This window comes from Dermacoccus nishinomiyaensis, assembly GCF_900447535.1.
In the GTDB taxonomy this organism is placed as follows: domain Bacteria; phylum Actinomycetota; class Actinomycetes; order Actinomycetales; family Dermatophilaceae; genus Dermacoccus; species Dermacoccus nishinomiyaensis.
Genome location: NZ_UFXX01000001.1, coordinates 993,434 through 1,018,557, shown reverse-complemented (window position 1 = coordinate 1,018,557; position 25,124 = coordinate 993,434). Strand labels below are relative to the sequence as shown.

Annotated in this window: 18 protein-coding genes and 1 tRNA gene; 14 read left to right on the top strand and 5 right to left on the bottom strand. The window is 71.6% G+C overall.

The window, feature by feature from the left end:
• Positions 1-17: 17 nt before the first annotated feature.
• Both DYE07_RS04765 and DYE07_RS04760 read left to right on the top strand, forming a co-directional pair.
• Positions 18-3,371 (top strand): ATP-dependent helicase, encoded by a 3,354-nt coding sequence (locus DYE07_RS04765; RefSeq protein WP_083603888.1) that lies wholly within the window; start codon positions 18-20, stop codon positions 3,369-3,371.
• Positions 3,368-6,898: an ATP-dependent helicase gene (locus DYE07_RS04760; RefSeq protein ID WP_237723926.1), complete on the top strand. Its 3,531-nt coding sequence runs from the start codon at positions 3,368-3,370 to the stop codon at positions 6,896-6,898. Before DYE07_RS04765 ends, DYE07_RS04760 begins: the two co-directional genes overlap by 4 nt.
• Positions 6,899-6,960: 62 nt before the next feature.
• On the opposite strand, the gene DYE07_RS04755 is transcribed toward DYE07_RS04760, so the two are convergent.
• The gene (locus tag DYE07_RS04755) at positions 6,961-8,169 is read right to left on the bottom strand and encodes a phosphotransferase (RefSeq protein WP_115296448.1); all 1,209 of its coding nucleotides are present in this window, start codon (positions 8,167-8,169) and stop codon (positions 6,961-6,963) included.
• A 44-nt stretch (positions 8,170-8,213) separates the two neighbouring features.
• On the opposite strand from DYE07_RS04755, the gene nudC reads away from it, so the two are divergent.
• The 4 genes from nudC to DYE07_RS04735 all read left to right on the top strand — a co-directional run bounded on the left by nudC (position 8,214) and on the right by DYE07_RS04735 (position 12,286).
• A complete protein-coding gene (gene nudC, locus DYE07_RS04750) occupies positions 8,214-9,203 on the top strand; it encodes an NAD(+) diphosphatase (RefSeq protein WP_172462942.1) in 990 nt (329 codons plus the stop codon).
• A gap of 76 nt (positions 9,204-9,279) precedes the next feature.
• Complete coding sequence (locus DYE07_RS04745) at positions 9,280-11,406, top strand: ATP-dependent DNA helicase UvrD2 (RefSeq protein ID WP_115296446.1); 2,127 nt, start codon at positions 9,280-9,282, stop codon at positions 11,404-11,406.
• Between the two features lie 158 nt (positions 11,407-11,564).
• Positions 11,565-11,822, top strand: a complete 258-nt coding sequence (locus DYE07_RS04740; RefSeq protein WP_006943441.1) for a hypothetical protein — start codon at positions 11,565-11,567, stop codon at positions 11,820-11,822.
• 182 nt (positions 11,823-12,004) lie between these two features.
• The gene (locus DYE07_RS04735) at positions 12,005-12,286 is read left to right on the top strand and encodes a WhiB family transcriptional regulator (RefSeq protein ID WP_006943409.1); all 282 of its coding nucleotides are present in this window, start codon (positions 12,005-12,007) and stop codon (positions 12,284-12,286) included.
• 73 nt (positions 12,287-12,359) lie between these two features.
• Here the strand turns inward: DYE07_RS04735 and DYE07_RS04730 are convergent, their stop codons facing one another.
• Complete coding sequence (locus DYE07_RS04730; RefSeq protein WP_050786405.1) at positions 12,360-13,049, bottom strand: hypothetical protein; 690 nt, start codon at positions 13,047-13,049, stop codon at positions 12,360-12,362.
• Between the two features lie 257 nt (positions 13,050-13,306).
• On the opposite strand from DYE07_RS04730, the gene DYE07_RS04725 reads away from it, so the two are divergent.
• Positions 13,307-13,924, top strand: coding sequence for a M48 family metallopeptidase (locus DYE07_RS04725; RefSeq protein ID WP_115296445.1), 618 nt, complete (start codon positions 13,307-13,309; stop codon positions 13,922-13,924).
• A gap of 28 nt (positions 13,925-13,952) precedes the next feature.
• On the opposite strand, the gene DYE07_RS04720 is transcribed toward DYE07_RS04725, so the two are convergent.
• Together DYE07_RS04720 and DYE07_RS04715 are read right to left on the bottom strand one after the other, a co-directional pair.
• Positions 13,953-14,522, bottom strand: a complete 570-nt coding sequence (locus DYE07_RS04720) for an NUDIX hydrolase (protein WP_040014202.1) — start codon at positions 14,520-14,522, stop codon at positions 13,953-13,955.
• 77 nt (positions 14,523-14,599) lie between these two features.
• The gene (locus DYE07_RS04715; protein WP_237723928.1) at positions 14,600-16,327 is read right to left on the bottom strand and encodes a zinc-dependent metalloprotease; all 1,728 of its coding nucleotides are present in this window, start codon (positions 16,325-16,327) and stop codon (positions 14,600-14,602) included.
• Between the two features lie 170 nt (positions 16,328-16,497).
• Between DYE07_RS04715 and DYE07_RS04710 the strand changes: the two genes are divergently transcribed.
• From DYE07_RS04710 to DYE07_RS04680, 7 genes are all read left to right on the top strand, one after another.
• Positions 16,498-17,595: a YlbL family protein gene (locus DYE07_RS04710; RefSeq protein WP_006943443.1), complete on the top strand. Its 1,098-nt coding sequence runs from the start codon at positions 16,498-16,500 to the stop codon at positions 17,593-17,595.
• Between the two features lie 20 nt (positions 17,596-17,615).
• On the top strand, positions 17,616-18,140 hold the full coding sequence (locus tag DYE07_RS04705; RefSeq protein WP_038567306.1) for a PPA1309 family protein: 525 nt from the start codon (positions 17,616-17,618) through the stop codon (positions 18,138-18,140).
• 228 nt (positions 18,141-18,368) lie between these two features.
• A tRNA-Met gene (locus DYE07_RS04700) sits at positions 18,369-18,445 on the top strand.
• A gap of 140 nt (positions 18,446-18,585) precedes the next feature.
• Positions 18,586-19,845 (top strand): glycosyltransferase 87 family protein, encoded by a 1,260-nt coding sequence (locus DYE07_RS04695; RefSeq protein ID WP_172462941.1) that lies wholly within the window; start codon positions 18,586-18,588, stop codon positions 19,843-19,845.
• Between the two features lie 341 nt (positions 19,846-20,186).
• Positions 20,187-20,651: a hypothetical protein gene (locus DYE07_RS04690; RefSeq protein WP_115296441.1), complete on the top strand. Its 465-nt coding sequence runs from the start codon at positions 20,187-20,189 to the stop codon at positions 20,649-20,651.
• A 242-nt stretch (positions 20,652-20,893) separates the two neighbouring features.
• A complete protein-coding gene (locus DYE07_RS04685) occupies positions 20,894-21,283 on the top strand; it encodes an RNA-binding S4 domain-containing protein (RefSeq protein WP_144708223.1) in 390 nt (129 codons plus the stop codon).
• A gap of 179 nt (positions 21,284-21,462) precedes the next feature.
• The gene (locus DYE07_RS04680) at positions 21,463-22,443 is read left to right on the top strand and encodes an endonuclease/exonuclease/phosphatase family protein (RefSeq protein ID WP_147286882.1); all 981 of its coding nucleotides are present in this window, start codon (positions 21,463-21,465) and stop codon (positions 22,441-22,443) included.
• A 90-nt stretch (positions 22,444-22,533) separates the two neighbouring features.
• Here the strand turns inward: DYE07_RS04680 and DYE07_RS04675 are convergent, their stop codons facing one another.
• Positions 22,534-25,113 (bottom strand): FHA domain-containing protein, encoded by a 2,580-nt coding sequence (locus DYE07_RS04675; protein WP_237723969.1) that lies wholly within the window; start codon positions 25,111-25,113, stop codon positions 22,534-22,536.
• Between the last annotated feature and the right edge of the window lie 11 nt (positions 25,114-25,124).

The following is a 25,124-nucleotide window of genomic DNA, read 5'->3' as shown; positions in this document are numbered from 1 at the left end:
TGTGCTGGGATGACATCATGACGAATCACGAGGGTTTGACGGCGCAGACGCCGGCCGGCGCGCCCGTCCAGGGCGAGGCCGCCCTGCCGATCGCTGCGCTGCCGCCGAGCGTGGTCGAGGGCGTCGTGGCGAGCGTCGATCCGACGCGTCTCACCCCGGCGCTGCGTGGCGCGACGCAGACCGAAGCGGCGGCGCCGCTCGATCTCGATCCTGCGCAACAGGCCGTGCTCGAGGCCGACGATCGGGTGCTCCACGTCGTCGGCGCGCCCGGCACGGGCAAGACGACGCTCGCCGTCGAACTCGTCGCGCAGGCCGTGGAGGGTGGTGCGCGTCCCGATGAGTGCGTCCTGCTCTCACCGACGCGCGTGGCAGCCGGGGCGTTGCGCGCCCGCGTCACGACCCGCGTGGGCGGCACCTCGAGCGAGCCGATCGCGCGCACCCCGCAGGCGCTCGCGTTCGGCATCCTGCGCATGCGCGCCGCGATGGACGACCTGCCGGCGCCGCGCCTGCTCGCCGGTCCGGAGCAGGACGTCGTGCTCAAGGAACTGCTCGAAGGCCACCGCCTCGGCCTCGGCGCGGCGCCTGCCTGGCCCGAGGATCTGGCGGAGGCGCTGACGACGCGCGGGTTCCGCAACGAACTGCGCGACCTCATCATGCGCGCGGTGGAGTGGGACGTCAGCAGCGACCACCTGCGCCGGCTCGGCGCCGAGCACGGGCGCGACGAGTGGATCGCGGCCGCGGACGTCCTCGACGAATACGACGACGTCACCGCCCTGTCACGTCCGGGAGCGTTCGACCCGGCCTGGATCCTCGGTGCGGCGGCGCAGGCGTTGCGCGAGAACGAGACGCTGCGCGAGCGGGTGCGGGCGCAGCTGAGACTCGTCGTCATCGACGACGCGCAGGAACTCACGCGCGCGTCCGTCGGTTTCCTCACCGAACTCGTCGGCCCGGGTCAGCGGCTCGTCCTGCTCGGCAACCCCGACGTCACGGTGCAGGCCTTCCGCGGCGCCGACCCGCGCTACCTCGAGCAGGTCGCGGCACAGCACGGCGCGAGTCGACGGTTCGTGCTCGGCTACGGCCACCGTCAGCCCCGAAGGCTCGCGGAGGTGGTCGAACGCGTCACCGCGCGCATCGGCAGCGTCGACGGCATCGCGCACCGCAGCGTCGTCACGCGCCCCGGTGGGGGCGTCGACGTCGCGCTGCTGCGCAGCGGCGCGCAGGAAGCCGCCCACATCGCGGGGGTGCTGCGTCGAGCACACCTCAAGGACGGGGTGGCGTGGAAGGACATGGCCGTCATCGTGCGAGCCGCTGCCGGAACGTCGGCGCTGCGGCGCGCCCTCAACGCGGCCAAGGTGCCCGTGGCTGTCCCTCCGGCGTCCTTGGCCCTGCGCGACGAACCCGCCGTGCGGCCGTTCCTGCACGCCCTCGAGATCGTGACGAGCCGGACGCGTGGCTCTGAACAGGCCCCGGTGGACGGCGACGCCGATGCCTCGCGGGCGGGCGTCAGTGCCGACCTCGCCCTCGACCTGCTCACCTCGCCGCTCGGCGGAGCCGACCCGGTCGTGCTGCGACGACTGCGACGTTCGCTGCGCCGTGAGGAACTGGCCGCCGGCGGCAACCGCGTCTCCGACGAGCTGCTCGGCGCCTGCCTGCTCGAACCGGCGCTGCTCGTCTCCCTCGGCCCCGAAGCGGCGCCTGCGCGCCGGGTGTCGCGCGTTCTCGCGGCAGGGGCGGCCGCGCTGAGGGCCGCTCCGCCCCACGACGACGCCGAGCACGTGCTGTGGCAGATGTGGCAGGCCAGCGGCCTCGCCGAGGCGTGGGAGGCGAACGCGTTGGCCGGGGGAATCTCCGGAACCCGCGCCGACCGTGACCTCGATGCGCTGCTCGCGCTCTTCGCAGCGGCTGCAGCGTTCGTCGAGCGGCTGCCCGGCGCGGGCGTGGCCGACTTCCTCGACCACGTCCGCAGCCAGGACGTGCCGGGCGACCGCCTCGTCGCCGCAGCCCCCGACGAAGACGCCGTCGCGCTCGTCACCGCAGCCGGCTCGGCGGGCGGCGAGTGGCACACGGTCGTCGTCGCGGGCGTCCAGGAGGGCGTCTGGCCCGACCTGCGATTGCGCGGTTCGGTGCTCGGCTCGGAGGATCTCGTCGACATCCTCAGCGGTCGCGGGCGCTCGCTCCCCGCGCGGCAGGCGGCCGTCCGGCACGACGAGACGCGGCAGTTCGCGATGGCGATGAGCCGGGCGCGCGAGCACGTCGTCGTGACGGCCGTGCGTGACGAGGACGAGCAACCGAGCGTCTACCTCGACATCGTCGACCCGCTCGCGCCGGGCGCTGCGGCCGACGCGATGCGAGAGTTCACCCCTGTCGCCCGGCCGATGACCCTCGCCGGGCTCGTCGCCGAGGCCCGACGCATGCTCGCCGACCAGGACGAGGCCGTCCGTGACGAGGGCGCCCGCCGTCTGGCGCGCCTCGCCGAGCACGACGTGCCGGGCGCCGACCCCGAGCAGTGGTGGGCCCTCGTCAGCCGCAGCGACGACAGGCCGGTCCGCCCGCCGCAGGAGTGGGTGCGGGTCAGCCCGTCGAAGATCGAGGGATTCCACCGCTGCGGTCTCAACTGGCTCCTCACGACCAACGGTGGTTTCGGCCCGTCGGTCGGGGCGAGCACGATCGGCACGCTCGTGCACGAACTCGCCGAGGAGTTCGCCGACGAACCCGCTCTCATGGACGAAGCGCTCGAGAAGCGGTGGCCGCGTCTCGGCCTCGGCGACTCGTGGGTGTCGCGCGGCGAGAAGGCGCGCGCTCAGAGCATGGTGAAGAAGCTGCAGGGCTACCTCGGCGACGCGGCGGCCACGGGATGGGCCGGCGAGGCCGCCGAACGACGGTTCTCCGCGATCGTCGGGCGAGCCAAGATCTCCGGCTCGATCGACCGTCTCGAGCACCACCCCGAGCGCGGGCTGCGCGTCATCGACTACAAGACGGGCAGCTCGAAACCGAAGGACGAGGAAGTCGCAGCGCACCCGCAGCTCGCCGCCTACCAGGCCGCGCTCGAGGCAGACGCGTTCGGCCCGGGGCGTCCCAGCGCCGGGGCTGCTCTCGTGCAGCTCGGCCAGGCCGCCGGCACCGGCGCGAACAGCACCGCTCGCGTCCAGGCCCAGCCGCCCCTCGTCGCCGACGAGGACGCCGCGAGTGACGGCGAGCCCGGGGCGGGCGACGAACCGATCGTCGGCACCCGCGGGTGGGCGTTCGACCTCATGCAACGCACGGCTGACGGCATGGGCGCCGCCACCTTCGTCGCGGCCGCCAACCCGAACTGCACGATGTGCCCCGTCAAGAGCTCCTGCCCCATCCAGCCGGAAGGCCGAACGCTGTGACCGACGACCTCACTCCAGCAACCAGCGACCCGTCGGTGCCACAGGGCTCCGAGGCGAAGGACCGCCCCGCTCGTCTGAGCGCGGACGCCATCGCCGACGCGCTGGAGCGCTATCACCACACACCCGAGCAGGTCGCCGTCATCGAGGCGCCGCTGGAGCCGCTGCTCGTGGTGGCGGGAGCCGGCTCGGGCAAGACGGACACGATGGCTTCGCGCGTCGTGTGGCTCGTGGCGAACGGCTTGGTGCGCCCGCAGGAGATCCTCGGCCTCACCTTCACCCGCAAGGCCGCCGGTGAGCTCGCCGAACGCGTCAACCAGCGCCTGCGCATGCTCGAGGCGAGTGGCCTGTGGAGCCCGCCCGATGATCCGGACGGCACGCCGAGCCTCGGCGAGAGCCCCACGATCTCGACGTACAACGCGTACGCGGGGCGCATTGTCGGTGAGCACGGTCTGCGCCTCGGCATCGAGCCGGATGCGCGGATGCTGTCGGAGGCCGCCGCGTGGCAGTTCGCGCACGAGGTCGCGAGTGGGTGGGACGGCGACATGTCGCAGGTCGCCGTCAAGCTGCCGAGCGTGACGGCGGCCGTCCTCGCGACCGCGGGTGAACTGAGCGAGCATCGGCGCAGCGTCGACGAGCTGCGCGCCTACTACGACTCCCTCCTCGGCTCGCTCGACGCGACCCCGTTCGCGCCGCGAAAGCGTTCCCTCGGGGACGCGGGCAAGGCGCTCACGGCGAAGGCGAAGGGCCACCAGCAGATCCTCCCGCTCATCGAGCGGTATCAATCGCTGAAGAAGGACAGGTCGGCGCTCGACTTCTCCGACCAGATCGCGTTCGCCGCCGAACTCGCCGACCGCTTCCCGGCCATCGGCGCGATCGAGCGCGCGCGCTACCGCATGGTGCTGCTCGATGAGTTCCAGGACACGAGCTCAGCGCAGATCGCCTTCCTCGCAGCCGTCTTCGCCGCCGGGGAGACGCAGCAGCGTCCGGGCGTCGTGGCGGTGGGGGATCCCCACCAGTCGATCTTCGGCTGGCGCGGCGCGAGCGCGACGACCCTGTCGGCCTTCCGTCGCTCCTTCGCCCTACCGGGATCCGACCTCACGCCCGTCGCCTCGCTCGCGACGTCGTGGCGCAACGACGCCGCCGTCCTCGACGCGGCCAACGTCACCGCCGCGCCGCTGAACAGGGCCTCGCGCGTGCCCGTGGCGACGTTGCGCCCCCGCCCCGACGCAGGCCCCGGCGCCCTGGCCGCCGCCCGCTACCTGACGGAGGCGGACGAGGCACGCGCCGTCGCGCAGTGGGTGGCCGAACGACGCCGTCCACTGCGTCCGGGCGAGGCGCCCCGAACCGCTGCGGTGCTGTGCCGCAAGCGATCTCAGTTCGTGCCGATGCTGGATGCCCTCCACGACGCGGGCGTCCCCGCGGAGGCCGTCGGGCTCGGCGGCCTGCTGCAGACCCCCGAGATCGTCGACCTCGTCTCGATGCTGTGGGTGGTCGACGACCCGAGCCGCGGCGACCATCTCATGCGCCTGCTCACCTCCCCGGCGATGCGTCTCGGTGCGGCCGACATCGCAGCGCTCGGGTCGTGGGCCAAGGAGTTGCACCAGCGACACCAGGACGACGCCGCGGCAGCCACCGAGGAGCGCGCCGAGGGCGGCAGCGCCGAACCGGCGAGCAGCGAATCCGACGCGGGGGAGGGCGCGCCGTCTGAGCCTGTACCCGGGCCTGATGGGGAGGCGGCCAGGCGCGGCGCGCGGGCGGAGCGCGACCTCGCGCAGGACACGCGGGACGAGGTGAGCCTCGTCGAGGCGATCGGCGAACTGCCCGACGCGTCATGGCGTGGGCGCGACGGCGAGTACCTCTGCGACGTCGCCCGTGAGCGGCTGCGGGGGTTTCACACGTCGGTGCAACGCCTCAGGTTGCTCTCCGGGCTGCCGCTCGCCGACTTCGTCGGGGAGGCCGAACGCGTGCTCGGTCTCGACATCGAGGTGCTTGCCCGCCCGGGGTACGACCCGTCGAGCGCCCGGGCCCACCTCGACGCCTTCGCCGACATCGCGGGGACGTTCTCGGTCCAGGCCCAACGTCCGACGCTCGGGGGGTTCCTCGAATGGCTCGACGCGGCCCGGCAGGAGGAACGCGGCCTGGAGATGCCCGCCATCGAGGTCAACCCGCATGCGGTTCAGGTGCTCACCGTGCACGCCGCGAAGGGGCTCGAGTGGGACGTCGTCGTCGTGCCCGGCCTCGTCGAAGGGGTCTTTCCGAGCCTCGGCGGTTCGACGCGGGCCGAGGGCGAGCAGTGGCAGTACAAGCCGCACAAGGCGCGCGGCTGGCTGAGTGGTCTTCAGTCGATCCCCTACGATCTGCGCGGTGACAGGGAGGGGCTGCCCGCACTCGCCGTCACGGGTGCGGAGGATTCCGACGAGCTGGCCGACCGGTTCACCGAGTTCTGCGAGCAGGGCCTTAAGCACGCGGTGACGGAAGAACGCCGCCTTGCGTACGTGGCCTTCACCCGCGCGCGCAGCACCATGTTGCTCACCGCTCCGATCTGGTACGCGAGCGGCACGACCCCGCGCGAGACGTCTCGTTTCCTCACCGAACTGCTCGAGGAACCCGATCTCGGCGCGAGCATCGAGCGTCTGCACTGGGAGCAGATGCCTCCGACGCAGGTCGACGGCGAGCGCCCGAGCAACCCGCTCGACGCCGACGTCCTGACGGCGACGTGGCCGCTCGACGCGATGGCCGACCAACGCGCCCACCTCGTCCCTGCCGCGGACCAGGTGCGCGCGCTGCGCACCCGGCTGCAGAACGGGGAGGCCCTCGAGCCGACCGGGCAACTGGCGCTCGGGTTGGAGGGGACGATCGAGGACAGGGAGCAGGAGATGGAGCTGCTCCTGGCCGAACGACAGCGCGAACGCACCCGGCTGCGCAGCGACGTCGTGCTGCCCTCGCACCTGTCCGCCTCCCAGCTCGTCGCACTCGCGAGCGACAAGGACCTGTTCGCGCGGCGCCTACGGCGCCCGATGCCGAGTGAACCGGCGGTGGCGGCGCGGCGCGGTACCGCGTTCCACGCCTGGGTGGAGCGGCACTACGGTGCTGCGGCCCTCGTCGACCTCGACGAACTGCCTGGCTTCGGTGACGAGGACGTGGCCGCCGACGAGATGCTGCCCGTGCTGCAGACCAACTTCCTGGCCAGCGAGTGGGCGGATCGGGTGCCGGTCGACGTCGAGGTCGCCCTCGAGACCGTCGTCGCCGGGTACGCGGTGCGCGGCCGCATCGACGCCGTCTTCGCGCGTGACGGCGGCGGGTTCACGGTCGTCGACTGGAAGACCGGAGCCAAGCCGGCGGGGCCGACCCTGCGTCATCGCTCGCTGCAGCTCGCCGCCTACGCCCTCGGTTACGCGCGCCTGCGCGGCCTGGACCCCGAGGACGTCGACGCCGCGTTCTTCTACGCCGCCACGGGGGAGACGTATCGCCCCGGCGTTGCGTCGCAGCGCGACCTCGAGGAGCTTCTCGGGTCGGTCGGGGGCTGACGGCGGTGCTTGTCGCGCTCGGGTCGCGGAGGCGGGGCGTCCCGCGGGTGCGGCCCGAGCGGTCAGCGGGAGGTCGCGTTCCCGCCGGACGATTCGTCGGCGACGGCGCCTGCCGAGTCGTCGCTCGAGGCCGCGGGCTCCTCGGACGAGCCGTGAGGCAGTCGGGTGCGCGCGGCGTCGCCATCGACGCGCGTGGCGCCCGCGTGCTCGGAGCGGTCCTCTCGCTCCTGGGCCAGGCGCACGGGGATCTCGACGGTGGCGTCCTCCTCGCCGACCTCGGCGTCGACGACCTCGATGTCGGCGGGGTCGAGCGGGGGGACGAGGTCGATCGGCGCCGTGCCCGCACGGCGCGCCGGCGGCAGGAGACTCGAGTCGCCCTCCACCTCGAAGGCGAGTTCCTCGAGCGCCGCGGCGTGACGCTCGACGCGCGCGTCGTCGCCCATCGTGCGGCTTGCGAGCAGCGCGTACGCGAGTTCCATCTCGCCCATGAGGCGGACGCGGCGCTCCAGGTTCGGGTCGGGCCTCTCGGCGCGTTCGGCGGCGTAGGCCTCGAACACGGTGTCGAACGCCTGCTGCGGCGCAGAGTTCCACAGCAGCGCGAAGTCGCGCGCGGGGTCGGCGACGCCGGCATGCTCCCAGCCGCTGATGGCGCTCACCTCACCCTCGTCGACATGGACGTCGGCGCCGCGCAGCGGCCCGTGCGTCACCGTCGTCGAGAAGCGCCACAACGCCGGCGTGTCAAGGGCCTCGCGCCAGCGGGCGATGAGGGCCGACGGCACCCGGGACGTCGCGGCGGCGCGATCGACGTCGGCGCGCAGACGCTGACGGTAGGTGTCGGCGTCGTAGGTGGCGAGGCCGGCCTCCTCGACGACGCGCGGGTCGACGCCGTGCAGGTGCGCGAGCGCCTGGCCGAGGGCACGCGCCGCGGCGGAGCGTCCGGCGAGGTGGCGCCAGTCGAGCGCCTTGCCGCGGGGGCGCGCGTAGACGGCAACGGCCGATCCCTCCTTCGGGCGGGCGGAGCCCTCGACGCGGGGCACGTCGAAGTCGACGCGTCGCGTGAGCAATTGCACGAGGGCGTCGGATGCGGCGAGTTCGGCGCCTGCGGCTCCAGTCAGCGCGGAGCGGACGAGCCAGACCCGGCCGTCGGCGCCCGTGATGTGGGCACTCTGGTAGAGGTCGCCGGCCGGCACGGGCAGGCCTTCGACCTTGATGGGGCGGATTCCGGGCACGGCGGCGTCGGCGAGGGCGGCGAGGAGCAGGGGCGAGCGCATCACCCCCACACCGTATGTCGGAGGTGGCGTCTAGCCTGGGAGGCATGCCCGACGCCACGCGACCTTTGCCCGATCTCGTCCTCGGCGACGCCGTCGTCGACCGTGATGCGCTGCGGCGCTCCGAACCGGATCTCATCGAGCGGCTGCTCGCCGTCGCGACGACGCGGGTCCTCGACGTGCGCGGCGCCTCGGTGCCGCAACGGCGCAGCCAGCTGCTCTGGCGCGCACCACAGGCCCAGGATCGGCAGTGGTTCGACACCGGCGGTGTCGTCCTCTACCTCGGTCAGACGTCCCACGGCCCCGCGCTCGCCGTGCTTCGCCCGCAGGACGACGCACCGGTCCCTGCGCCGACGGGGGAGCGCCCTGGCAACGCGGCTACCGCCACGACGTCGGAGGATGACGGCGACGACGCGCCGTCGTGGCGCACCCTGCGCGACATCGGGCTCGAACTGTCGGGCGACGACCTCGCCTGCGTCACCGCGGCCGTCGCGTTGGCCCAGTGGCATGAGACGCACACGCACTGCCCGCGCTGCGGGGCGCCCACCATCGTCGTCGAGGCGGGCTGGGTGCGTCGCTGCGAAGCGGACGCTTCGCATCACTTCCCGCGCACCGACCCGGCCGTCATCATGGCGATCGTCGACGAGTCCGACCCCGACGACTCGCGCCTCCTGCTCGCCCGCGGCCCACGCTGGAAGGGCCCGCACCGTTCGGTGCTCGCGGGTTTCGTCGAGCCAGGGGAGTCGTTCGAGCAGGCCGTGGCGCGCGAGACGTTCGAGGAGTCCGGCGTCGAGGTCACCGACGTGCGCTATCTCGGCAGCCAGCCGTGGCCCTTTCCCGCCTCCCTCATGATCGGCTGCATCGCGCGTGCGGTGACGACACCGCTGCGCGCTCAGGAGGGCGAGATCGAGGAGATCGGGTGGTACTCGCGCGCCGACGTCCGTCAGGGCCTCGCCGACGGTTCCCTCGCGCTGCCGGGGCGCCTGTCGATCGCGCGCGCTCTCATCGAGCATTGGTACGGTGAGCCGCTCCCGTGACGGCGGCGCACGATCCGACCGACCAACCCGCCCACCCGCATCGCGACGAACGACCATTTCGAGGAGTACCTGAGCAGTGAACGAGCATGACGCCGATTCGGTGCTCGCGGGTCTGGACCCGCAGCAGCGGGAGGTCGCGGCGAACCCGCTCGGCCCGATGGTCGTCCTCGCCGGCGCGGGCACGGGCAAGACGCGCGCCATCACGCACCGCATCGCGTACGGCGTGCACTCGGGCGCTCTCGTCGGTCAGCGCACGCTGGCGGTGACGTTCACCGCGCGTGCTGCGGGCGAGATGCGCACGCGCCTTCGCGAGTTGGGCGTCCCGCAGGTCGTCGCACGCACCTTCCACGCCGCGGCGCTGAGCCAACTACGCTACTTCTGGCCGCAGGCGATCGGTGGGGGCGCGCCGGAGGTCGTCGGGACGAAGGGCAGCCTCGTCGGCGAGGCGGCGGGGCGGCTGCGTCTGCAGGTCGATCGCACCGGGCTGCGCGACCTCGCCGGTGAGGTCGAGTGGGCCAAGGTCTCGATGCTCACCCCGGAGACCTACCCGGCCGCAGCACGGCGCGCCGGCCGTCAGCCCGCCGATCTCGACGTCACGGCGATGGCGCGACTGCTCGATGCCTACGAGGACGTCAAGTCCGCGCGCGGCGTCATCGACTTCGAGGACGTCCTGCTCCTGGCCGCCGGCATCCTCGCCGAGCGCGAGGACATCGCCCGTCAGGTGCGCGATCAGTACCGCCACTTCGTCGTCGACGAGTACCAGGACGTCAACACCGTCCAGCAGTACCTGCTGTCGCTGTGGGTCGGTGAGCGCAAGGATCTGTGCGTCGTCGGTGACCCGGCGCAGACGATCTACTCGTTCACCGGCGCCTCGCCGCGGCATCTGCGCACCTTCGCCCAGCGCTTCGAGGGTGCCGCGAAGGTCGAGCTCGTGCGCAACTACCGCTCCGACCCGCCCATCGTCCGCCTCGCCAACGACGTGATGAAGCGCGCCGATCAGGCGTTCGGCAGCGTGACGCTCCAGGCGCAGCGCGACGGGGGCGTCACGCCGAAGCTCGTCACCTACCCCGACGATCCGGCGGAGGCGCGGGGCGTCGCGAAGGAGATCAAGCGGCTCCTCGCCGACGGCGTGAAGGCCAGCGGCGTCGCCGTCCTGTATCGCACCAACGCGCAGTCCGAGGCCTTCGAGACGGCGCTCGCCGACGCCGGCGTTCCCTACCAGATACGCGGCGGTGAACGCTTCTTCCACCGCGACGAGGTGCGCAAGGCCGTCCTGCTCATGCGCGGCGCGGCCCGCAGCGACGACGGCTCGAAACCGTTGCCCGACGTCGTCGCCGACGTCCTGAGCGGCGCCGGCTGGTCGCAGCAGGCGCCCGCGGCGGGGGCGAGCCGTGAACGGTGGGAGTCGCTGCAGTCCCTCGCGGAACTGAGCAAGGACGTCGCCCGCACCGTCCCCGGCGCGCGGTTGCGCGACTTCGTCGCCGAGCTCGACCGACGTGCGTCCGAGCAGCACGCGCCGAAGGTCGAGGGCGTGACGCTCGCGTCGCTGCACGCGGCCAAGGGACTCGAGTGGGACGCGGTGTTCTTCGTCGGCGCGAGCGACGGGCTGCTGCCCATCATGATGGCGAGTGCGCCCGAGGCGATCGAGGAGGAGCGGCGTCTCATGTACGTCGGCATCACGCGTGCGCGCCGTTTCCTGCAGCTCAGCTACTCGCGCAGCCGCCACGAAGGTGGCCGGGCGTCGCGCAACCCGTCACGCTTCCTCGACGGGCTGGGCGACTCGCTCGAGGGCGCCGTCGTCGCGGCGACGAAGACGAAGCGCGCCGCGCCCGCCCCCAAGCGCTCGACGGCGAAGTGCCGCACCTGCGGCAAGGATCTGTACTCCGCGCCCGAGCGCAAGATCGGCCGCTGCACCGAATGCCCTGCGACCTATGACGAGGCCCAGTTCGAGGCGCTGCGCGAATGGCGCGCCGCGGTCGCGAAGCGAGACAAGGTACCGGCGTTCGTCGTCTTCACCGACGCGACGCTCGTCGCCATCGCCGAGACGCTGCCGGCGAACCCCGCCGGCCTGCGCGCCATCGCGGGGGTCGGCAACACCAAGATCTCCAAGTACGGCGCGTCCGTCCTCGCCGTCCTGGGCGGCGCGAAACCGCTCGACGAGGTCGAGAAGCCGTCGCATTTCGGCGACTTCGACCCGGCCTGAGAAGCCGCCGAAGAACTTTCTCGATAATTCGGTTGCTCCCTTCTCGCGGGCGCCGCTAGCCTGAGACCACTTCGCGCCGCGCCTTGGGTGCGCCGCGAACGATCCGCACGAACGAACCGAGTTCGCCCGACGCGAACCGCCGACCCAGGAGGTGCCTCATGGACATCATCACGACGATGACGACGTACGCCGCCTCCCTGCGTGCTTCCCTGCGCCCGAGCGCTCAGGCGTTCCTCCTCGATCTTTCGGGGGAGACGTCTGCCCAGGCCGTCATCGGCTCCGGGCTGCACGCCGCCGGCATCAATGGCTCTGAAGCCCGCCACATCTTCCACGAGGTGGGCGTGCCGTTCAGCGCCGAGCGTCGCCCCCACACCCCTCGGTTCTTCCCGCTCTCCTGCACGGCGCAGGTGGTCTAGCCACCTGCGAACGTCAGCGAAAGCCGCGAGATCCGAACCCGGGTCCGCGGCTTCTTTCGTGTGACGAACCGATCCAGCATCGAGCGTCTTCGCGAACGAGGCTCAGGGCCCCCACCAGAAACTCCCCGACACCGGGGCCCACATCCTTTCCGGAGCAAGAGCGAGAGACCGACATGACTGCAATGTTCGAAGACCTGATATCCGACGCCCTGATACCCCTGGCGGGCGGTGACGTTGACACGCCGTGCGCCACCGCTGACCCCGAGCTGTGGTTCGCGCAGTCCCCGGCGGACGTCGAGTTCGCCAAGGCGCTCTGCGCCACCTGCCCCGCGGCGCAGCTGTGCCTCGCGGGCGCGAAGGAGCGTCAGGAGCCATGGGGCGTGTGGGGCGGTGAGCTGTTCGAACGCGGCGTCGTCGTGCCGCGCAAGCGCCCGCGTGGGCGTCCGCGCAAGAACGCCGCGTGAGCGCTACCGCCCGCCCCGAAGCGCGCGATGACCCGGGGTACCGATGCACCCGACACGCTGCCCGAGCTGCTGCTCAGGCAGCGTCTCGGCATGTCGGGGTGCACGACCACAGGCGGTGCTCGACGTGCGGCGCGGCCATGTCGAAGGTGAGACTGATCGAGCAGGCCGTGACGTTGCCCGCCGCGAACGCCCGGACGAACAACCCGGCCGCACCCGCGGCGAAGGCGAACAGGGCGGGGCTGAGGGCGGCGTCTGGGCGCCGCGTCCCGCTCGAATAGGCCGGGTTGACGCACCCGGCGCACGCGCCGCCTGCGCCAGCGACGGGGCCGACGGTGACGGTGCGAGCCGTGAACGCGAGCGGCAGGACGGCTGGCGCCGGGCCGGTCAGCGGGCCGGGCAGATCGGGGACGTCACCCAGTTCTTCGTAACGCCACGGCAGCGCCCCGATGAGCAGATCGGGCGCGGATGCACTCGCGCGGCCGTCCCACACCCCGGCCCCGTCGCACAGCGGGGCGACGACGTCGAGGACGGCTCGTTCGAGCGCCGCAGGACCGGTGACGAGGGTGCGCGTCGTGCGTCGCGGGCGGTGGGTGACGGCGGCGACGAGGTCGCGCCAGCCTGCGTCGTGGGCGGGGGCACCGGAACCGGGTTCGGGGTCGGTGAGGGCGTGCAGCGAGGTGTCGTCGAGGTCGTTCAGCACGAGGTGACGCAGGGCGCGGCGCTCGGCGACGTGGGGACGCGGCGTGATGACGGTGTCGGACACGAGAGGCTCCTGTGGGTGGGTGACGCGGATGGGACGGATACCGAGGACGGCGAGTGGGTGGCGAGGGCACGGTCGGGCGCCCACGCGAACGGTTGGCCGGCGCACCAGAGCAGGTGATCCAGCACGACGGGCCGTGCCCGTCATGTCTTCGAGCCTGCCTCGCGCGCGCAGATCGCCGCAGGGCTCGTCCACAGGCGTCACACCTGGGGATGACGCAGGATCCCGGGGTTGTCAGTCGCTGTCGATAGCCTCGGGGCATGCCGAGAACCACCGCCCCCGCGCCCACGCGAATCACCGTCGACGGTCAGGACGTCGAGATCCGGCGTAGCGCGCGCCGCACGCGATCCGTGCAGGCACGCTTCGAGGACGGCGTCGTCGTCGTGCTCGCCCCGGCGACGCTCTCGGCGCGCGAGGAGACACGCATCGTCGAAGATCTCGTGCGCAAGATGCTGCGCAAGAGTCGCTCGCAGCGCAACGACGACACCCTGATGCGGCGAGCCGTGGCGCTCGGCCGACGCTTCGTGCCCGGCGCGCCCGAGCCTGCCTCGGTGCGGTGGGTGTCGAACATGACGACCAGGTGGGCGTCGTGCTCACCGGGGGATGCTTCGATCCGGCTCTCCGACGCGATGGTCGGCATGCCCGACTACGTCGTCGACGCGGTGCTCCTGCACGAGGTCACGCACCTGCTCGAGCGCGGGCACGGGCCGCGCTTCCAGGAGATCGTGCGCCGCTACCCGGAGCACGAACGCGCCCAGGCCTTCCTCGCCGGCGCCTCGTTCGGGGCACGCCGTGCCGCGCCCGCGCCGTCGGCGTCACTCGATGACGACCTCGGCGAAGAGGAAGGAGACGTCGCCGACCCGACGAGGGAGCCGTGACGGCCGCGTCGATCGCGGCCGAGTGGGCTCAGAGCCCGGGGTTGGCGCGGACGCGCTCGCATGCGAGGGCGATGGCCTCGCGCAGCGCCGGTTCGGCATCCTCGGGCAGGGCGTCGACGTCGAACCAACGCACATCGTCGGATTCGTCGCTCACCGTGAGGGATTCGCCGCCTGCCACGGCGACGTACCGCACGTCGAGGTGTTCCGTGCACCATCCGAACGCCCCGTCGAGAGCATGGATGTCGACGGCGAGCAGCCCAGGCAGCAGCCGCAGGTCGGCGAGGCCGGATTCTTCGAGGCCCTCCCGCAGGGCCGCCGCCTCGAGCGTTGCGTCGCCGCACTCGAGGTGCCCGCCGAACTGGAACCACCGCTTCGCCTTCGCGTGCAGCGTCAGCGCCACGCGGCGGGCGTCGGCATCGACGACGACCAGCGACGTCGTGAAGTGGGCTCGGCTGTGATGACGCCACATTGCTGTCGCATCGAGTCGCAGGGTCTCGACCATGCGGGCGCGCATCTGCTCCTGCGGCGGGCTCGGGGCCGTCCAGGTGCTCAGGTCGGCGAGCGCCTGCGAGTGCAGCGCCGTGAACTGTTCGGGCATGGCGGGCTCGGCGCGCGACGACGGGGCCGAACGGGTCTCGACCCGCCCGGCCCCGTGGTCGGATGTCGTGGAGTGGTTCACGCGCCCGGCGTTCCACCCTGCGTCGGATCGTCCTGGCCGTCTCCGTCGCCGGCGCCGCCTTCGTCCTCCGACGTGCCACCCTTCGCGCTGCCCGCCGAGTCGACCTCACCGGGGGCCTCGTCCGCGCGGTCGTCCAGACCGTCATGACGCGGATCGCGCGGGTTCATGGCGGCCTGCTCACCGGACGCGGCACCGGCCGACGCGTCATCCGACGACGAACGGCCCGTCGATGAACCGCCGTAGCCTTCACCGCCGGCCGAACTCGACTCGCCCATCTCGGCGAGCCCCTGGGCCAGCAGCGCGTCGAGGGCGTCGTCCATCTCATCGCGGCCCGTCTCGGGAGTCTCCTCGCCGCTCGCGCGCGCGATGAACGTCGACGGGTCGTCGAGGTCGGTGGCGCTGGGCACGTGGTCGGGGTGCGACCACACGCCGTCGCGGGTGGCGGCGTCCGTCGCGTCGGTCAGCTGCGTCCACAGCGCTGCCGCTTCACGCAGGCGGCGCGGGCGCAGTTCGAGCCCGACGAGCGAGCTGAAGACCTTCTCGGCCGGGCCGGCGGAGGCGCGACGGCGCCGCACGACCTCGGCGAGGGCCGCGGCGTTCGGCAGGTGCTGCACGATCGCGGCGTCGGTGACGACGTCGACCCACCCCTCGACGAGAGCGAGCAGGTTCTCCAGGTGAGCGAGCGTGCGCTTCTGCGCATCCGACGGTTCGGGGGAGAACAGGTTGCCGGCGAGCGCTCCCTGCAGGGCCTCGGCGTCCTGCGGGTCGATGTCGCGCAGCTTCTCCTCGATGGCGTCGGTGTCGATGCGGATGTCACCGGCGTACGTCTGGACGGCGGCGATGAGGGCCGCGTCGAGCCACGGCACGCGCTCATACAGGCGCACGCGGGCGGCCTCGCGCACCGCGAGGTAGAGGTGCACCTCGCCGGCGTCGAGCTCGAGGCCGTCGGCGAACGACGCGACGTTGTGCGGCAGGATCGTGACGGCGTTGGGACGCAGCAGCGGCAGGCCGACCTCGGTGCCGGTGACGCTCTCCTTCGCGAGCGCGCCGATGGCCTGGCCGACCTGCACGCCGAACATCTGCGCACTCATCTGCTTGAGCATCGGCGTCATCTGAGCGCTGAGGCTGGAGATGTCGAAGCCTGGCGGCAACATGCCCTCGGGGATGCCGAGCTGCGACAGGTCGCTCGCGTCGAACGAGCCGAGCTGCTTCATCATCGCGTCTGCGACGGCGTTGCCGACGCCGCCCGCGACGGGTTCGACGACCTTGCGCCAGGTCGGCATCGTCGCCTCGACCCATTCGCTGCGCGACAGGGCACGGGCCGGGGCGCCGGGAGCGGCGAAGTCGGTGACGGCGTCGAGCCACAGGTTGGCGACGGCCGCGACCTGCGCGACGTCGCTCTTCGTCGAGGTGGGCACGCTCGGGTCACCCTCCGCGGAGACAACCTGGCGCGCGACGTTCGCCGCGAGCTGTTCGTTGAACGCCGAGCCCGAGTCGCCGCTCATCATCGCCTGCAGCTGCGCCTGCATCATCCCCATCTGCGCCGGGTCCATCGAACCCATACCCATCTGGCGCAGCGCATCCATCATCTGCGGGTCGGGCGTGCCCCCACCCATGAGGCCGCGCAGCATCTCCTCGAGACCGTCGCCGCCGTTCGCGTCGCCACGCTCGTCGTCGTCCTTGCGGCCGCCGTAGGGGTTCATCGGGTTGTGGTCATCAGCCATGGTGCGCACCTTCCGAGAGGTTCGTGTCCGTCTGGAGCCGACACTACCGGCCGTCGTCGGCGCCGCGCGTGTGGCGGGCGGGCCTGAGCGTGCGCCCCGCGCCGCTGCGGGCAGGTGAGAGGATGACGGCTGTTCGACTCCTTCGTGACGTACAACAGCGAGAGGCGCCCATGAGTTCCCGAACCGTCGACGCGGCCGAGCGCCGCCCGTCACGCTGGGCGTCGATGCGCACGCGGACCAAGGTGATGCTGGCGATCTTCGTCGTCGTGCTCCTCGCCGTGGTCGCAGGCTTCGGCATCAAGGTGCCCTACGTCATCCTGCGCCCCGGCCCGGCGCCGAACACCCTCGGCACCTTCGAGGGAAAGAAGGTGTTGACGCTGAGCGGCGCGAAGACCTACCCGACCTCGGGCGGCCTGCACTTCACGACGGTCTCGATGGTCGGCGGCCCCGGCAACCGCCCCAGCCTCATCGAGTACGGGCTCGCGAAACTCGACGATCACGCGCAGATCTACGAAGAGTCGCAGCTGTTCGCGCCGCAGACCACGCGGGAGCAGGTGCAGCAGCAGAACGAGGCGGAGATGACGGGGTCGCAGTCGTCGGCCGAGGTCGTCGCCGCGCGTCAGGCGGGCTACGACGTGCCCGAGATGATCGAGATCGCCGGCATCTCCGACTCGTCGAGCGAGGCGAAGAAGCTGCTGCGCGTCAAGGACGTCATCGTCTCCGTCAACGGGGTGAAGATTGCGGATTCGCTGTCGCTGCAGCGCGAGATGAAGAAGGTCACGCCGGGGCAGAAGGTGCAGCTCGGCATCACGCGCGGCGGCAAGGCGATGACGTTCGCCGTGCCGACGACGAAGGTCGACGACCGCGCCGTCATGGGGCTCACGCTCAATCCGAAGGCGACGATGCCGTTCAAGGTGAACATCTCCGTCGGCGACGTCGGCGGCCCTAGCGCCGGCACGATGTTCGCCCTCGCGATCTACGACGAACTGACGCCCGGTGCGCTCACCGGTGGCAAGCAGATCGCGGGCACGGGCACGATGGACTCAGCCGGTGACGTCGGCGCGATCGGCGGCATCCGTGAGAAGGTCGTCGGCGCGCGCCAGGCCGGTGCGACGGCGTTCCTCGCCCCGGCCGACAACTGCGCCGAACTGAAGGGCCACGTGCCGAACGGGCTCGACGTCTACCGCGTCGCGACGATCAAGGACGCCATCTCGACGGTCGAGCACGTCGCCGACGGTTCGACGCAGGGGCTGCCGCGCTGCGGCTGAGCGCCCCTACGATGGGTCGCATGAGTGCCGTCAAGCCCGTGCTGTCCCCTCTCACCCGCGCTGCTCTCGAGACCGAGGCGCACGTCGCGACAGACGGGTGGGGTCAACCGGCGCGCCTGTTCTCCCTCGCCCGCAACGGTGAGCTGCTGCGTCGTCAGCCGGCCCTCGCGGCGATGCTCGGCGACGTCGACCCCGACGAGTTCTCCGCGATCGAGCAGGAGGGCGTCATCCGCGGTGACGACCTCGAGAAGGCGCTAGGGCACACGGCTTGGCCGGCGGACGTCGACGGGGTGGCGCTCGCGGTCGAGCGCATCATCGTGCCGCCGCAGGCCGAGATCGAGACGTTCGGTCGCGGCGGGACGAATGCGCAGCGGCTGGCGACCCACGAGCAGCGTGAGGACGTGCGCCTGCTCGTCGCGGCGCTGCGCAACGGCGAGATCATCACCCTCGTGCGACGTCGTGCCGAGGACGATGACGACAAGGTCGCGATCGGCACGAACATCGCGCCGGGGCTCGTCGAGGCCCTCAAGGCGACGCTGGCCTGATGACGTGGCCTGGCGGCGACCACCCGGCGACGACCATCTCCACGGCTCCGTGACCACTCGCATCCTCTTGCGCTCAAGTGCACCCGGGTGCACTTGCACGCAGGGGAGAACGGGGGCAGACGCTCGAGCAGGGCACAGCGCGGAGGCGTCTCGCGAGAGGTGACGAGGCTCACGCGGCATCCGATTTGCATTCTTTGTTCATCTGCTCGTAAAGTTAAGGCATACCGACGCGGGGTGGAGCAGCTCGGTAGCTCGCCGGGCTCATAACCCGGAGGTCGCAGGTTCAAATCCTGTCCCCGCTACCATGTGGCCCGCCGCTTCTGATCTCAGAGGCGGCGGGCTTTTTGGTGCGATCGTCGTGGTGATGACATCGAGTTCAGTGCGCCGACGGTGGCTCACTGTCGAGCAGGCCGGCCACCCGAGGTGGCCGTATGAGGGAGAGTTCATGGGGCGCCGTTCGTTTCGTCGCGAGGCGTGGCTCGTGTACCTGCTCGCCTGCGCGTGCGTGACCGTCAGCGCCATCCTGCAGCTGCGCTCTTGGAACTGGACGCTGTTCGACACCCGCATCTACCTCGACGCGACGGCGAAGACGCTGAACGGCACAGCCGATCTGTACGAGGGCCGGTTCGGTGACGGCTGGCCGTTCACCTATCCGCCGTTCGCCGTCCTGGCCTTCGCGCCGCTCGCCGCATTGGCGCGGTCTGTCGCGACGGGGCTGCTGACGCTCGGCAGCCTTGTCGCACTGTTCCGCATCTGCTGGTTGCTCGCGGATCGCTCGATCGCACAGTGGAGGCTGGGGGAGCGAGCCCCGGCCCCCGGCTTGGCGACGGGAGCCCTCACGCCCCTCGCCGCCGCGGGTGGGGTGCTGCTCGCCGCGCGCTCGGACGCCGTCGGCGGCACGCTCGCCTTCGGCCAGATCAACCTCGTCATGGCCTGGTTCGTCGTCGAGGACTACCTCGGTCTCGGCCGCCGGCGCCTCGCGGGGGCTCGGCTGTCAGGCATGCTCACCGGCCTGGCTGCGGGCGTCAAGGTCACGCCGGCGCTCGCCGCCGTCCCGCGCCTGTTCACCCGCGACGACGCGAGCGCCCTGCGCGCGCTGGGGGCGGGCGTCGTCACCGTGGTCGTCTCGACGATCGTGCTGCCGCACGAGGTCGTCACGTACTTCACGTCGGCGTTGTGGGACACGAGCCGGCCCGGCGCGCCGGAGAGTGAGTGGAACCAGTCGCTGTCGGGCCTCGTCGCGCGGGTCATGCACGACGTGCCGGGCGCCGGCCTCGTCCGCCTGCTCGTCATCGCGGCGGCGCTCGTGGCGGGGGTGTTCGTCACGGCCGCGCTGCTGCGTCGTGACGACGACGTGGGCGCTGTCCTCGTCATCTTCGTCACGACGGGCGCGGTCAGCCCGGTCACCTGGTACCACCACCTCGTCCTCGTGCCGCTGTTCGCCGTGTGGGCGATCCTCGCGACGCGCGGTTGGGCCAAGGGGCTGTACCCGGCGATCGCGGCGCAGGCTTTCCTGCTCGGGCTCTGGGTGCTCACCGGGATGTACCAGAGCGTGCCGCGCGACAACGGATCCGAACTGCACCACGACCCTCTCGAGACCGTCATCAGCGAGGCCGTCCCGGTGCTCAGCCTGACGATCCTGCTGACGCTCGCCGCCGCGATCGCGCGCAGCAGACGGGCAACACAGCCGCACCCGACGCGCTGACGTCGTCCGGTCGCCGGCCGATTCACCAGCATGCCACCTGCTCGGGGCTCGAACCTGAGCCATCGTGTGAGCTCGCATCGCGTCGTAGGCCACCTGATTCGTCTCGGTTGGGGGCTGGTGGGCCGTCTGCGCAACGGGTCGGTCACGGAATCTCGCGCGAGCCGTTCGGCCATGCCCGTGCCCGCGAGCGCGGCCGCGGCGACCTCCGACGACGCGATGCTCGCCTGGGCCATCAAGCACGGGACGGCGGCGGAACGACGCGACATCGCCGGAAGCATCGGTGTCACCTACCCGGCGGCCGCCGCGTTCCTCGGCACGACGTGTGACAGGGGCTTACGGCTATGCCGGGATGGGTCGTCAACTTCGCGAACACGCCGGCGCGGTGGAACGTCACCCTCGACGGGGTCGGCTACGCGGGCGCTCAGGTTCGGCCCGCGAGCCATGACTATGGCGCACTCGGGGTGCCGGACGGGCGCCACACACTCGCGTTCGTCGACCCCCGCACCGGCGCGGTCGCTGCGAAGATCGCGACGGACCTGCACTGCGGTACTCCGGCCGGCGGTACACCCACGTCCGGATGGTCACCGACCGGGCCGGTCGAGGACGGTTCGATTCCGGCGACCCACCCGAGCTCGACGCTGCCGCCACCTGCGAGGCGCCCCAGCCAGACGCCTCCGGGCGTCGGCCCGGTCGTCGAGACCGACCACGTATCGAGCGATCGCGACCCGGGCGCGCTGGTCGTGTCGTTCCCCGGTGCGGCGGGTGCACTGCTGAGCGCGACGCGCCGCCTGCGCCGCGCCCGATGAGCGGCGAGCGACGAGCGCGATCAGCGACGAGCACGGGGGCAGGTGCTCAGGGTCGAGACGCCACGATGCACGCCCGGTCGTAGGACGATGCCGCGGGCGAGCCCAACGCAGGATGGCGACGAACTCACAGGGAAGCAGCGTATGACGTGCCTCCCTGTGAGTCAGTCGCCATCCGGCTGGGCGCCGCGAGATCTGCGAGCCGGCCCAGCGTCGGTGCAGGGAGGTGGCCTACCCTGGCGCCCATGAGCATGACGTCGGGGGTGGAGGGCAGCGTCCGCATCGATGCCTGGTTGTGGGCTGTCCGGTTGTACAAGACCCGCTCGGCGGCGACGACCGCCTGTCGCGCCGGGCACGTCCGCATGAACGGTGCGACCGTCAAGCCGTCGACGAGCGTGACGGTGGGCGCCGATCTGCGCGTGCGGCAGCAGGGCTTCGACCGCATCGTGCATGTCACGGGCCTGGTCAAGAAGCGCGTCGGGGCGCCCGTCGCGGCGCAGTGCTACGTCGAGTCGACGCCGCCGCGCCAGCGCGAGATCATCCCGCAGATCCCGGTGCGTGACCGCGGCGCTGGGCGTCCGACGAAGAAAGACCGCCGTGAGATGGAGCGCCTGCGTCACGGGGGAGCGCGGTGAGCGATCAGGGTGCGCAGGCCGACGGTGATCAGTGCGCCGGAGAGCATGCCGGCAGCTCACCTGCGTCGACCACGGTGAACGCGGTCGATGATCGAGAGAAGGGCGGCTCGAGCGGGCGGAGGGCACGATTCGGGCGAAGCGCCGTCGAGGATCGGTCGGGAAGCAAGTCGAAACGCTGGGTGACGAGGCCCGCAGGCCGCGTTCGTCGCGTGCTCGGTGTCGTCATCGCGCTCGCGTGCCTGCTCACTGCCGCGCTGTGCGCTCTCATGTGGTGCGACGTGCTCATCGGCAACGTCGTGCCCGTTCTGCAGGCGCTCACGCCGGTCTGGGTGCTGATCGCCGCGGTGATGCTCGTCGCGGCGGTGCTCGTACGCCGGCGCGCGGCGCTCCTCGCGGCGCTTCCCATGCTCGTCGCTGCAACGGCGGCAGGCGTGGCACTCGCGCAGCATCCGAGCCCGCCGTCGTCGGTGCAGCATGCTGCCGGCCAGCGGCACCTGCGTGTCCTCGCGCTCAACCTCGAGTTCGGAGGCGCTGACGCAGGCGCCGTCGCCGCTGAGGTCGCCCGGGTGCGCCCGGACGTCGTCGTCATGCCCGAGACAACGGCCGTGAAGCTGCGCCTGCTCGACGCCGCGGGTCTGGGTGGGCAGTTGCCGTACCGCGCCTCGGGGCTCGTCGACGACGGCTCACGCGGCACGGCCGTCCTGTCGCGCTACCCGCTGCACACGCTTGACGACGGCCGCCACCTCGGCGCCTACGACCTGCAGATGCCGATCGTGACGGTCGCAGCACCCGGCGCCGATGTCACCGTGCACGGCGTGCACACCTACCCGCCGCTGCAGGACGGCGCGAACCAGTGGCGCCCGCAGCTCGAGGCGCTGGGACGCTGGCAACGCGGCGAGAACGCGCCGCACCTCGTGATGGCGGGCGATTTCAACGCCTCGGCGGCGCACCCGGCGTTCCGGCATCTCGCGGACGGACTCATCGACGCCTTTCCCGCCCGGCATGGCAACTGGCCGCCGACGTGGCCGCAGGACGCCGTCGTGCCGCCGTTCGCCCAGATCGACCACATCCTCACGCGTGGTTTCGTGCCCGTCGACGCGGGCACCTTCACCGTCCCCGGCACTGATCATGCCGGCGTGTGGAGCGACCTGCGCTACTGACGGAACACCCCCTGACGAACGTCGCTCGGATACGCGTCGGGGCTGACGCGTTTCCGGGCGATGTTCGAGGACTCGTGAGCCCGGCGGGCCTCACATGCTCTTGCGGCGGCGCGAGCTCCACCAGGCGATGGTCGTGCCGACCACGAAGATGGCGATCAGCGCGGACGCGGCGATGAGCCAGTGGTCGGTGTCCCGCACCCAGAACGGATCCCACGAGCGGGAACGGCCGGGGATCGTCATGCTCGTCTTGACGTCGGCGGTCTGGGCACCCATGGCCAGGCCCCAACGGCTCGGGAAGATGCTGCCGAGGCCGCGCATGAGCTGGCTGTCGAGATCGAACAGCCCACCCGAGAAGACCAGCGCGCCCATGATGACGATGACGAGCATCGGCATGACCTGCTCGTTCGTCTTCGCGAAGCTCGACAACGCGAGGCCGATCGCGACAGCCGCGAGCCCCGTCAGGAAGGCGAGGACGAACGTCTCGAGCGTCGTGTTGGCGAGCGCGACGGGGGCGGTCGGCGCGCCCTTGCCCGCGATGACGAGCAGGACGAGGATGGCGCACTGCACCGCGACGAGCAGCCCGTACGTGACGACCTTGCTGCCGATGTAGGCGAAGGGTGACAGTCCGACGGCCTTCTCCCGCAAGAAGATCGGGCGCTCGGCGACGAGTTCGCGGATGGTGGCGGCCAACCCCATGAAGACCGATCCCATGACGATGAGCGTCATGATCTGGGTTCCTTCAGCCCGCAGCGTCACCTTGCCGGGGTCGCCCCCGTTGGCGATGAGTTCCTGCTCGAAGAAGACCGTCTTCAGCCCGTGCGTGCCCGGTACGAGCATCGCCAGGCCCGCGAGGGCGATGGGGAGCAGCAGCATGAAGGCGACGAAGCCGCGGTCGGCCGCGATGACCCTGAACTGGCGTCGGATGAGCGTCGACAGCTGACGAAAGATCGACTGCTGACGCGGTGGCACGTCCCGCTGCGACGCCGCGGACGGGCGCGGCGCGCTCAGGGGAGCGGACACCTGGCTGTCCATCATCGCCGAGGAGCGGAACACATCCTGCGAGCGCTGCGGGTCGTCGGTGACGGTGTTGAACACATCGGCGTGATCGCTCGCCGAGAAGTAGGGCAGCATCTCGTCGGGCGGGCCGAAGTAGGCGACACGTCCACCCGGTGCGAGCATGAGCACCCGGTCGCAGACGCCGAGGCTCGCGACGTTGTGCGTGATGACGACGACGGTGCGGCCGCCGTCGGCGAGGCCGCGCAGCGTCAGCATGACGCGCTTGTCGAGGCCCGGGTCGAGGCCGGAGGTCGGTTCGTCGAGGAAGAGCAGCGACGGGCGCGTCAGCAGCTCGAGGGCAACGGACGTGCGTTTGCGTTGGCCACCGGACAGGCGTGAGACCTGGGTGGCGGCGTGCTCCGTCAGCCCTAGTTCGTCGATGACCTCCTCGACGCGGGCCTCGCGCGACTCACGATCGAGGTCGGCGGGGAAGCGCAGCTCGGCCGCGTACCGCAGGGCCTGACGGACCGTCAGCTCGGGGTGGACGACGTCGTCCTGCGGGACGACGCCGATACGGTGACGCAGATCCTCGTAGTTGTCGTAGAGGTCTCGTCCGTCGTAGTAGACCTCGCCCTCGGTAGCCTTCTGGGCGCCGATGAGGGCCTTGAGCAGCGTCGACTTGCCCGCACCCGAGGGGCCGATGACGGCGACGAGACTCGATCCTTCGAGGCCGAAACTGACGTCGTCGAGCAGCTTCTTGCCGTCGGGCAGCGAGAACGACAGGTGGTTGGCGACGAAGGTGACGTCGCCTTCGTCCTCGCTCGCGACGAGACGCCCGTTCTTCAGCGTGAATCGGGTGTGGCCGACGGCGAGCAGGTCGTCCTCGCGCAAGGTGCCGCGGGTGATGCGCGCACCGTTGATGTAGGTGCCGTTGCTGCTGCCGAGATCCTCGACGGCGAAGCTGTCGCCCTGCGGCACAAGGCGGGCGTGACGCCGGCTCGCGAGCAGGTCGCGCACGACGATCTCGTTCTCGGTGCCGCGACCGATGGTGATGGTGCCCGACGGCAGGGCCATGGCTTGTGGGACGGCGCCCTGGACGGTCATGCGGCCGGTGGGTTCGGGCTCGAGCTGCCCGGTCCATCCCTGGAACACGTCGCCGCTCGCACGTCGCTCGGCGGGGGCCTGCGGGGGGCGGGGCAGCCGGATCGGGCCGGTCTTCAGGCTCGAACCGGTCGTGGCGTCGGGCGTGGGCGCAGCGCTCGACGCGCCGCTGCTGCGACGCGGCATCGGCACGGAGATCGAGGTCGCCTCGGGCGGGGCCTGTGACGGGCTAGCGCCGTTCGGGTCGACACTGCGCGCGACCTGCTCACCTGCTGGGGTGGAACTTCGCGAGAACTCGACTCGCGTCCCACGGGGCCCGCCGAGGCGGACGTCCTCACCACCGCGCAGATCGCGGTAACCGCGCACGCGCTGGCCGTCGACCCAGGTGCCGTTCGAGCTGTCGAGGTCACGCACCTGCCACCACTCGCCCTGCGCGCTCACCTGAGCGTGGCGTCGCGAGACGTCGACGTCGACGATCGTGATGTCGCAGTCGCGGCCGCGGCCGATCGTCGCGCTCTCACCTGGTTGCAACCGCACGACGTGCCCGTCGACCTGCACCGTCAGTTCTTGCATCCCCACGCTTC

Bases quoted from the DNA above. Each gene is read 5' to 3' on its own strand.
- DYE07_RS04765 (WP_083603888.1), top strand. From the start codon at position 18: ATGACGAATCACGAGGGTTTGACGGCGCAGACGCCGGCCGGCGCGCCC.
- DYE07_RS04755 (WP_115296448.1), bottom strand. From the start codon at position 8,169: ATGCGCTCGCCCCTGCTCCTCGCCGCCCTCGCCGACGCCGCCGTGCCC.
- nudC (WP_172462942.1), top strand. From the start codon at position 8,214: ATGCCCGACGCCACGCGACCTTTGCCCGATCTCGTCCTCGGCGACGCC.
- DYE07_RS04740 (WP_006943441.1), top strand. From the start codon at position 11,565: ATGGACATCATCACGACGATGACGACGTACGCCGCCTCCCTGCGTGCT.
- DYE07_RS04735 (WP_006943409.1), top strand. From the start codon at position 12,005: ATGTTCGAAGACCTGATATCCGACGCCCTGATACCCCTGGCGGGCGGT.
- DYE07_RS04725 (WP_115296445.1), top strand. From the start codon at position 13,307: ATGCCGAGAACCACCGCCCCCGCGCCCACGCGAATCACCGTCGACGGT.
- DYE07_RS04720 (WP_040014202.1), bottom strand. From the start codon at position 14,522: ATGCCCGAACAGTTCACGGCGCTGCACTCGCAGGCGCTCGCCGACCTG.
- DYE07_RS04715 (WP_237723928.1), bottom strand. From the start codon at position 16,327: ATGGCTGATGACCACAACCCGATGAACCCCTACGGCGGCCGCAAGGAC.
- DYE07_RS04710 (WP_006943443.1), top strand. From the start codon at position 16,498: ATGAGTTCCCGAACCGTCGACGCGGCCGAGCGCCGCCCGTCACGCTGG.
- DYE07_RS04705 (WP_038567306.1), top strand. From the start codon at position 17,616: ATGAGTGCCGTCAAGCCCGTGCTGTCCCCTCTCACCCGCGCTGCTCTC.
- DYE07_RS04695 (WP_172462941.1), top strand. From the start codon at position 18,586: ATGGGGCGCCGTTCGTTTCGTCGCGAGGCGTGGCTCGTGTACCTGCTC.
- DYE07_RS04690 (WP_115296441.1), top strand. From the start codon at position 20,187: ATGCCGGGATGGGTCGTCAACTTCGCGAACACGCCGGCGCGGTGGAAC.
- DYE07_RS04685 (WP_144708223.1), top strand. From the start codon at position 20,894: ATGAGCATGACGTCGGGGGTGGAGGGCAGCGTCCGCATCGATGCCTGG.
- DYE07_RS04675 (WP_237723969.1), bottom strand. From the start codon at position 25,113: ATGCAAGAACTGACGGTGCAGGTCGACGGGCACGTCGTGCGGTTGCAA.